Origin of the sequence: Caryophanon latum, from assembly GCF_001700325.1 — a bacterium.
GTDB classification, from domain to species: domain Bacteria; phylum Bacillota; class Bacilli; order Bacillales_A; family Planococcaceae; genus Caryophanon; species Caryophanon latum.
This window is the reverse complement of record NZ_MATO01000072.1, coordinates 1-6,025: the sequence shown is the minus strand read 5'-3', so window position 1 is coordinate 6,025 and position 6,025 is coordinate 1. Positions and strand designations below refer to the sequence as shown.

Annotated in this window: 5 protein-coding genes; 3 read left to right on the top strand and 2 right to left on the bottom strand. The window is 33.5% G+C overall.

Going from position 1 to position 6,025, the window contains the following annotated elements; genetic code table 11:
• Window positions 1–378 precede the first annotated feature (378 nt).
• Genes A6K76_RS15040 through A6K76_RS15030 form a run of 3 tightly spaced genes read left to right on the top strand, consistent with a single transcriptional unit; the run spans window position 379 to window position 2,650 of the window.
• A complete protein-coding gene (locus A6K76_RS15040; RefSeq protein ID WP_169818036.1) occupies window positions 379–1,179 on the top strand; it encodes a S8 family serine peptidase in 801 nt (266 codons plus the stop codon).
• Window positions 1,163–2,095 carry an SAR2788 family putative toxin gene (locus A6K76_RS15035; protein ID WP_066466423.1) on the top strand — a complete coding sequence of 311 codons (933 nt, stop codon included), beginning with the start codon at window positions 1,163–1,165 and terminating at the stop codon, window positions 2,093–2,095. Before A6K76_RS15040 ends, A6K76_RS15035 begins: the two co-directional genes overlap by 17 nt.
• Before the next feature lie 24 nt (window positions 2,096–2,119).
• Window positions 2,120–2,650 (top strand): hypothetical protein, encoded by a 531-nt coding sequence (locus A6K76_RS15030; RefSeq protein WP_066466422.1) that lies wholly within the window; start codon window positions 2,120–2,122, stop codon window positions 2,648–2,650.
• 190 nt (window positions 2,651–2,840) lie between these two features.
• Here A6K76_RS15030 and A6K76_RS15025 read toward each other — a convergent pair whose 3' ends face one another.
• Entirely contained in the window at window positions 2,841–3,098 is a 258-nt protein-coding gene (locus tag A6K76_RS15025) for a hypothetical protein (protein ID WP_066466421.1), read from the bottom strand.
• Entirely contained in the window at window positions 3,088–3,852 is a 765-nt protein-coding gene (locus tag A6K76_RS15020; RefSeq protein WP_169818035.1) for a ParA family protein, read from the bottom strand. Before A6K76_RS15020 ends, A6K76_RS15025 begins: the two co-directional genes overlap by 11 nt.
• Window positions 3,853–6,025: the final 2,173 nt, after the last annotated feature.

Here is a 6,025-nt window from a genome sequence, read left to right as displayed (position 1 = left end):
TAAAAAAATGGATGTTTACTACCTCTGTTTAATTGTCTTTATTTTTCTTCTCAGGTGGAAAAATAATTAAATTTAAAATTCGGTTAACATTTATGCGACGCTAGTGATTTTTTAATTATAAATTCAATATTTGTGTTTTAATAGAGTTAATTTCAGAGGAAATCAATTTGAATAAGTGGATAAATTAGAATTTTAATTATTGGACTTAAATTTATTCCCTACATAGGAGTCAATATGCTAAAGAGGTATTTATGTTTCAGCTTAATTATTTTGGTTTTAATTTCTACGATATTTTTTTTAAAGCAGTTCACATCTGAAAGTTATACAGAGAATAGAACTAAACCTAATTCACAGGTTACTTCATGGGGATATGATCTATTGAAAAGTGATATTTATTTAAACGATTCGGATAAAATTAAAGTTGCTATTATTGATAGCGGAATTAATAAAAATCATGAGGACTTAAAATATCTTCGATTCAAAGAATATAATGTGCTTGAAAAGAACATCCCAATAACTGATGAATTTGGTCACGGGACGTCTATTGCTGGAATAATTGCTGCAAATGATAATAATTTTGGGGTACGTGGACTAACTAATAATATTGAAATATTCGATGTGAAGATACTCAACGAAGAGGGGAAAGGAGAAATAGAAAATCTTATTGAAGGAATTGAATGGTGCATTGACCAAAATGTCGAAATAATCAATTTAAGTTTTGGTTTTCAAACTGAAAATGAACAACTTAAAGAAGTAATAAATAAAGCAGTTGAAGAAGATATAATTATTGTTGCTTCGATAGGTAACACATTTGGTATGCAAGGTAATTATCCAGCTAAATATGATGAAGTTATTTCTATAACTTCAATTAGTGAAAGTTTAAAAAGGTCTAATTTTGCAAGTAGAAATAATATTGATTTCGCTATGCCTGGTGAAGACATATATACGACTAATAACGAAGGTGGTTATTCTATGGTAGACGGTACAAGTTTTGCAACTGCACATGCTACAGGTGTAATTTCTAATCTTCTTTTGCTTTACAGACAAGAAGAACAAACGATTAGTTTTAAAGAGTATTTAGAGTTGTTTTCTTATAAAGAGCAGGGTTGGAACTACATTGATTATGGTAATGGCATATTAAAACAAGAAAAGAGGATTGACAATGAAAAAATTAAATAAGGCTTTCACTATTCTCATTATTATTTGTTTATTAAATACAACAGGCTTGTTAAAGGTGTCTAATGGAGCTGAAGCGAGTTCTACAAACGAAGAAATTATTTTAACAAAAGAGGAACAAAAAAATTTAGAAGAGGATTTAAATAGTGAATTACAATTAGCATTAGCGACTGAAATTAATGAAAATCTAAATGTTGAAGTAACTGATGTTTCTAAGCTGGGTACAATTGTTATAGACTCAATTTATAAAGATGACAATAACAGTACAAATATAAATATGAAACTATCTCCACAAACAGAAGAAATAATTGTTGAAGTTGAAAGCGAAGAAGGTGAATCAATAGCGAAAGATTCATATAGAGTTGAAATTATAGATATTAGTGATGATGTCTATAAATTAAAATTTATTGATTTAACTACAGGAGAAGAGTATATTATCGATTCTACTCAAGTTGAAGCTGCTGCTGTACCTGCTCTTATTTATGTTATAGGTGCTAAAGCAATATCAGCGACTATTCAATATATTGGTAAAAAAGCATTCATGAAAATTGGCACAAAGACATTTTATGCGAAATCTAAAGATGCAGCAAAAAAAGCAACAGTAAATTTCTCAAATTTAACAATTAATGTTGGTACAAAAAATGTTTATTTCACAAGAGCTAAAATGAGACATATTTTGGAGGGGCACCATCCTACTTATTGGACAGGAGCAACTGGTAAGTCTATGTTCGATCCGAACCTCAGTGTAACAGATATTAAAAATATTATTACTAGTGTAATTAGATATAACAAAACTAAAATTAATACTAATCTTAAAGCTGGTTTGTCAGAAAATTACTATCAAACTATCAACGGTGTAAAATATAGAGTTCATATTAATTCGGAAGGTTATGTGTCATCTGCGTACCCTAATAAGTAGCAATTGAATCGGAGGAATGAGAAATTGTTAACGGTAAAAACATTGATTAAAGACCTTAAAACAATCCAATGTAGAGAACCATTTTTTTTGCCAATTGACAATGTAGGTGCAATTCAATTGGCAGAACACACTTTAGAAGAGAATGAAAATGATTATTTAGAAGGTGCCATTGTATTAACGTACAACTCAGAAATTATTTTTTCTAGGCAAATGGAAACAACGGATTTACTGTTAACATGGCAATCTTTAGTTCAACCTCTTTTGAAAACACGTCTGCGGGAAACTCAATATAGCATCTTCATATTAGATTCGCTTTATGATGTGGAATTGTTTGAAGAAGAATTGAATTTTAGAATTGAAGTCAGTAATTTTGCAATAGAAAATGAAACATTTTCTTATACGATTCCTAAAGAAGAGTATTCAGTGACTATATTTGATGGCTTTATGGCATTTGCTGAGTTTATTTTGGAAAATGAGTTTACATTTTCTATTGAAAGTTCTTACCACCCTTTTATCGAGGACTATAATCAGGTAATGAAAATGAAAAACAAGTAATAGTTAGAGATGAATTGAGCCCAAATAGGTCTACTATTTGAGCTCTTCTTTTTATGATGTAATCTAAGATATAAATCGAATATAAAACGAAAAATAATATACCTAACCACATTGAAATATTTGCTGATTTCCGCAACATAAAAGAGCTCCTTTTAACTCTGTACCTATTCATTAACACCTTCACCATAACTTACTTACTTTTTAATTCATCTAATGTCTTTCTTAAACTTTCAGCAACCAAATCAGACATGTTGCATCGTAACTTTACCGCAGCTTCTTTTAACTCATAGTGCAGATCTTCTGGCAAAATGAATGTCGCTTTCTTGCCTTCTTTCTTCACTGGCTTCGTTTCTTCTGTCGTCACTGATGTTTGAATGACTGCTTCCGCTGCTCCTGCTGTTGGATGTGTAACTTGTTTATCTTTTGTATATTTATCTTTAATTGACACGTGTCAAAACCTCCTCAATGAATTTTGCATGATGTTCTGTTGCTGCTTTAAGTTCGGGATTGTCATATAAGCCGTATACAGGGATTCGACCGATTGCTGCACGACGAGGAATAACTGTATTAAAGATCAAATCACCGTACTCTTCTTGTACAAGTTCCAGTAGTTCTTTATTGTCGCTACGACGTGCATCGGATAACGTTGCTAAAATGCCCAGTATGTTTAATTCTTCATTTCCGTATTTACGTACACTGTTAATCGTTTCAAGGAAGCGATCAATAGCATTGTACGCATATTTTGCCGTTTCAAACATCACTACCACATGGTCAGAAGCCATAAGCGCATTTAGCGTTTGTGTGCCTAAGTTCGGTGGCGTGTCGATAATAACAAAATCATACTCGTCCAATACGTTCACAAGCGCTGCAATGAGTAGTTCATCACGCGGCACTTCGCCTTGATAATCTGATAGCAATACAACATAGTCATCAGCTGGTACGTAATGCAAATGGTCGTTCACAATACGAATGTAGCTCTTAAAGTTCTCACGATCTAACATTGCCTCTCGAATCGTTGTTCCTTTGAATTGCTTCACATCGTCACTATCACTTAACACCTGTGTCATGTTCGCCTGGCTGTCCATATCAATCGCTAATACTCGATAACCTTTTTGACTTAGTAGAAACGCAGCAAGTGTAGATGTCGTTGTTTTCCCTACACCGCCTTTTTGCAATGAAAAACTAATCACGGTTGCTGTCACAATAATTCCCCTTTCTATATTTAAAAACATATATACAGAAACACAGAAATAAATTTATAAATAAGTATGTATTTACAGAAATATGTTTTTATTTTCACATACTTACGACTTGTTGTAAAGTCATTTTCGAAACCAATGATGGATCTGCAATGGTCATCTTTTTGATTTCAACACGTACACAGTTGATGAATAAATAGGCTCTCAACTCACTAACTTTATCTTAATCGTCATATTGAAATGCGAGATATTTATAACTTGTCATGTAGCCATACGTTTCGCTCATTCCGATAGTCATCAGCTTCGATCCATATGTTTCTAATGACATGACGAGAACATTCTGATGGTTTCTAAGCTTGAGCAAAAACTAGATTATTCGTTTGCTAAGCAACTTGTCGCCTAACGTAACTCATGATGGTTTTCTCTTCTAAGCCTCTAATCAATCGAGACAAAGTGGCATGCTAGATTCACCTTCCCTATTCAAGAAATCAAAAAAATTCCCGATGAGTTTGATTCCATCTTTACTGTACTCTCGACAGTTACTCCACGTATCTTTTGCGCGTTTTGCTGGTAGATGCCTGAATCAATTCTCCGGAAAAAGCGACTGATCTTCTTTTCACTTCTATTTATGTTCATTGCTATTACGCCACTTTTTCTGAACATTTCTTTTCTTTCAAGTCGTCAAGAAATTTATAAATACGGTGGATTAATGAGCCCATTGTAGATATCACTTATTATTTTTTTAGAATCATCGAGCGTAGCGACACAGACAGGTTGTTGCAGCTGACACGTAATGAAATGAAGTGTGGGTCGCAACATGCTGACAGGGGTTTTAGGGCTTTGCCCTCACAAGTCAAAAACTAAGTTTTTGGGGTTTGTATATACAAATCCGTATCTTGCCCTTTCCTCAATTCATCGAACCGCAATTTTAAAAAATGAACAGATCCAGATATTTTTCGAATGTCCTATCGATGAAAAAATTGTTCCAAGCAAAGAATTATTTTCTCGTCTCTTTTCTTTCAAAAAGAACAGCTTTCCTAATTTCGCTTATGAAAAAACATGACTATTTTTTAGAAAATGCATGAAACTAGCTGATTTTTTCTAACGTTAATTTTCAAAAAATAAATATTGCTCAAACCAAGCTAACAATGTCCGTCCTGGCTAGAAAATTAATAATGCAAAAATAAAATCTGATATGTTAACAACCTCACCATTTCATATTCTTCACATCAGCGTAACCACAAAACAAACCTACAAAATCCTCTACATAAAATTACTGATTGCCTATCTGTTAATTACAAAGACTACGATAAAAAAATTATCGTTCATTGAAAAAACTGCTATAGAAATTTTGCTTATATGCGCGACCAAACTACATTTATGAAAATCAAATTGATTGATCCCACAACTAAAAGATATGACATACTGCAAAAAACTCATCACCATATTTCATCTCAAAATAACAAAAGTTAATCTTCAAAAAAAAGATGCGCTTTTCGATTATCGACATCCAGACCCTTCTCCAAAGAAAAAATACAAAAGCTAAAATACAGTTAAACATTTGCAACCTCAAACAAATAAAAATATGCACAATTTCATTTAAACTATCTATCGTGCTATTTAAAGGGTTTTTACGCTACCATAAGGAAAAGTGCTAGTCTGTTTAAAAAAGCGCATACAGAGAATGTGAGCGCCCTTAAAATACGATTTGAAACTTGTTATCCCAAACACTCTCAAACAAGACAAGAAATACTAAAATCTCCTTCACACATCATTCATCTGATTTCTTTTTAAACATTCCCCTCTGATACAAAATGCTTTTATTACCCCCTCACACCCTCTCTAGCGCATTTAAATCCTTTCAATCTAGTTTTATATATGTTTTAAACAAAAGCGACTACACAGTGCTTTTAAAACCGTATTGCAGCTATCGTGAAAAAATTCCTTCCCAACACCTACAAACTTCTAAAACCATCACAAATCCGCCCGGCCAAAAACCTGAAGCCGCCCCCTGTATACCCCATCCCCAAAATCCCCTACACGCCCCCATCTCAAAAAGGAGCAGCCCCTTTCTCGCTACCCCCTCACAGCCACCCATTTGTTAGCGGACGTTTCGCTAAACTTTTTCATAAAGCCCGGATGCGCCTAGCCGAATGCACGCAGCCGCCCCCTGTAT

Bases quoted from the DNA above. Each gene is read 5' to 3' on its own strand.
- A6K76_RS15035 (WP_066466423.1), top strand. From the start codon at position 1,163: ATGAAAAAATTAAATAAGGCTTTCACTATTCTCATTATTATTTGTTTA.